The sequence below is a fragment of the Rhizobacter sp. P2_H2 genome (genome assembly GCF_056403375.1).
On sequence record NZ_JBFUFP010000569.1, the window covers coordinates 1 to 3,494 of the forward strand.

4 protein-coding genes are annotated in these 3,494 nt (G+C 71.2%); 1 reads left to right on the forward strand and 3 read right to left on the reverse strand.

The features are described from left to right. The 3 genes from AC1D15_RS22620 to AC1D15_RS22630 all read right to left on the reverse strand — a co-directional run. Positions 1 to 451: DUF4126 domain-containing protein (locus AC1D15_RS22620; RefSeq protein WP_477827734.1), on the reverse strand; the 451-nt coding region annotated here is incomplete at its 3' end. A gap of 7 nt (positions 452 to 458) precedes the next feature. Then, a complete protein-coding gene (locus AC1D15_RS22625) occupies positions 459 to 1,247 on the reverse strand; it encodes an enoyl-CoA hydratase/isomerase family protein (protein WP_477827735.1) in 789 nt (262 codons plus the stop codon). Positions 1,248 to 1,257: 10 nt separating this feature from the next. Then, positions 1,258 to 2,865, reverse strand: coding sequence for a carboxyl transferase domain-containing protein (locus AC1D15_RS22630; protein ID WP_477827736.1), 1,608 nt, complete (start codon positions 2,863 to 2,865; stop codon positions 1,258 to 1,260). Positions 2,866 to 2,987: 122 nt separating this feature from the next. Here AC1D15_RS22630 and AC1D15_RS22635 point away from each other — a divergent pair. Next, positions 2,988 to 3,494: AraC family transcriptional regulator (locus tag AC1D15_RS22635; protein ID WP_477827737.1), on the forward strand; the 507-nt coding region annotated here is incomplete at its 3' end.

Sequence of the window (3,494 nt, forward strand, 5' to 3'; positions counted from 1 at the left end):
GCACCAACCCGTCGCCGAGCAGCGACAGGCCGATGTTCGAGAACGGCTCCGGCGAGGTGTTGGCGGCCGCGCGCGTGGTGGCCTTCGCGACGTGGCTGCTGGCCGCCAGCCCGCCACCCAGCACCGCCGCGATCGTCGCCCACGTGGCCTGGTCGGCGCCGAACACCGCGGCAGCCAGCGCCGCGCCGGCCGGGATGCGCAGCACGGTGTGCAGCACGTCCCACAGGCTGTCGACGCCGGGCATCTTGTCAGCGAAGAACTCGACGCACAGCATCACCCCGCTCGCGCCCAGCATCAGCGGATGCTGCAGCAGGCGCAGCCCGTGCGGCAGCTCGATCCAGCCCAGCGCGCCGGCCGCACCGGTCAGGAACAGCACCGCATACAGGCGCAGCCCGCTGGCCCAGCCGAGCGCGGCGGCGATCGCGAGCAGTTGCGGCGTGTCGAGGTTCATGGCGGGGTCAGCCCGGCTCCAGCCACGCGGGCTTGCGCTTGGCCAGGAAGGCCTGCACGCCCTCGCGGCCCTCGTCGCTCGCGCGGATGTCGGCGATGCGGCGCGCGGTGTCTTCGCGCAAGGCCGCGCTGATCGGCTGGCCGGCGATGTCCTGCACCAGCTGCTTGCAGGCACGCGCCGCCATCGGGCCGTTGGCGGCCAGTGCCGCAACGATCTCGTCGACCTGGGCGTCCAGCGCGTCGGCGACGCAGACCTCATGCACGAAGCCGAGCGCCTGCGCCTGCATCGCCGTGAAGCGCTCGGCCGTCACCATGTAGCGCCGCGAGGCCTGCTCGCCCAGCGCGCGGATCACGTAGGGGCTGATGGTGCCGGGCAGCAGGCCCAGCCTGGCCTCGCTGAGGCAGAAGGCCGCCGCGTCGGACGCCACCAGCACGTCGCACACCGCGGCCAGCCCGACACCGCCGGCATAGCAGTCGCCGTGGATGCGGCCGACCACCGGCACCGGGCAGCTGTAGATCGCCCACAGCATGTCGGCCAGGGCCTGCGCATCGGCACGGTTCTGCTCCCAGCTGTAGTCAGCCATCGCGCGCATCCACGCCAGGTCGGCGCCGGCGCAGAACGCCTTGCCGTGGCCGCCGAGGACGATGGCGCGCAGGTCGGCGTCGGCGCCGAGCGCGGTGAAGGTCTCGCGCAATTCGGCGATCACGCTGTCGTTGAAGGCGTTGCGCACGTCGGGGCGGTTCAGCCAGACGCGGGCGACCGGGCCGTCGCGGCGGATGTCGAGGGTGGTGGTCATCGTGGCGCCCTCACATCCGGAACACGCCGAACTTCACGTCGGGGATCGGTGCGTTCAGGCTCGCGCTGATCGCGAGCGACAGCACGCGGCGCGTGTCGGCCGGGTCGATCACGCCGTCGTCCCACAGCCGCGCGCTCGCGTAGTACGGGTGCGCCTGGTGTTCGAACTGGTCGAGCACCGGCTGCTTGAAGGCGGCCTCCTGCTCGGCGCTCCAGCTGCCGCCCTTGGCCTCGATGCCGTCGCGCCGCACGGTGGCCAGCACGCTCGCGGCCTGCTCGCCACCCATCACCGAGATGCGCGCGTTCGGCCACATCCACAGCAACCGGGGGTCGAACGCGCGGCCGCACATGCCGTAGTTGCCGGCACCGAAGCTGCCGCCGATGATCACGGTGAACTTGGGCACCTGCGCGGTCGACACCGCCGTCACCATCTTCGCGCCGTGCTTGGCGATGCCCTCGGCCTCGTACTTGCGGCCCACCATGAAGCCGGTGATGTTCTGCAGGAACACCAGCGGCACCTTGCGCTGGCAGCACAGCTCGATGAAGTGCGCACCCTTCTGCGCCGATTCGGAGAACAGCACGCCGTTGTTCGCGACGATGCCCACCGGCATGCCGTCGATGTGCGCGAAGCCGGTGACCAGCGTCGTGCCGTAGCGCGCCTTGAACTCCTCGAACTCGCTCGCATCGACGATGCGCGCGATGATCTCGCGCACGTCGAACGGCTTGCGCGTGTCGGTCGGGATCACGCCGTGCAGCTCGGCCGCATCGAACAGCGGCGCGCGCGGCGCGATGCAGCGCAGCGCCGGATCCTTGCGCCAGTTCAGGTGGGCGACCGCGGTGCGCGCGATCGCGAGCGCATGCGTGTCGTTCTGCGCCAGGTGATCGGCCACGCCGGACAGGCGCGTGTGCACGTCGCCGCCGCCCAGTTCCTCGGCGCTGACCACCTCGCCGATGGCCGCCTTCACCAGCGGCGGGCCGGCCAGGAAGATCGTGCCCTGGTTCTTCACGATGATCGATTCGTCGCTCATCGCCGGCACGTAGGCGCCGCCGGCGGTGCACGAGCCCATCACGACGGCGATCTGCGGAATGCCGTGCGCACTCATCTKCGCCTGGTTRAARAAGATGCGGCCRAAGTGGTCGCGGTCKGGAAASACSTCGTCCTGRTTCGGCAGGTTGGCGCCGCCSSWGTCGACCAGGTAGATGCACGGCAGCCGGTTGGCCTGCGCGATCTCCTGCGCGCGCAGGTGCTTCTTGACCGTCATCGGGTAGTAGGTGCCGCCCTTCACCGTCGCGTCGTTGCAGACGATCATGCAGTCGACGCCCGAGACGCGGCCGATGCCGGCGATCAGCCCGGCGCCCGGCGCGTCGTCGTTGTACATGCCGAGCGCGGCCAGCGGCGCCACTTCGAGGAAGGGCGTGTCGGGGTCGAGCAGCATCTCGACGCGGTCGCGCGGCAGCAGCTTGCCGCGCGCGACGTGCTTGGCGCGGGGGCCGTCGCCGCCGCCCTGCGCGATGCGCGCCAGCTTCGCGTTCAGGTCGTCGACCAGCACGCGCATCGCCGCGGCGTTGGCCTTGAAGTCTTCCGAACGGGGGCTGAGCTTGGACGCGAGGGCGGGCATGAGGTCTCCTGGGCGCGCGGTCGCCGGTGCCGCGCTGGGCGAAGTCTAGGCTTGCGCAGCATACGCAGCCACCGACCGCATCGGCGGCCATGCAGGTTGCATATCGTGCCAGACTTGCGGGCATGCCTCGCACCCCGTCATCCGCTCCCGTCCCGCTGCGCGGCGGCCGCACCGCCGCCACGCCGATGGCCTTCGTGCGTGCCGTGGTGCTGGCCTACGAGCGCTACGGCGAGGACCCGCGCGAGGCCTTGCAGCAGGCACAAATCACGCCAGCCGACCTGCGCCGCGCCGACGGCCTGATCACCGCCGCGCAGATGGAGGCGCTGTGCGGCTTCGCGATGCAGCAGCTCGACGACGAAGCGCTCGGCTGGTTCTCGCGCAGGCTGCCCTGGGGCAGCTACGGCATGCTGTGCCGCGCCTCGATCACCGCGCCGACGCTGGGCGTGGCCCTGAAGCGCTGGTGCCGCCACCACCGCCTGCTGACCGACGACCTGGTGCTGGCACTGCGGGCCGATGCCACGCGGGCCACGGTGACGCTGGAAGAGCAGCGGCGTTTCGGCGCGCTGCGCGAGTTCTGCCTGGTGACCAGCCTGCGCTACCTGCACGGCTTTGCCTGCTGGGCCATTGAC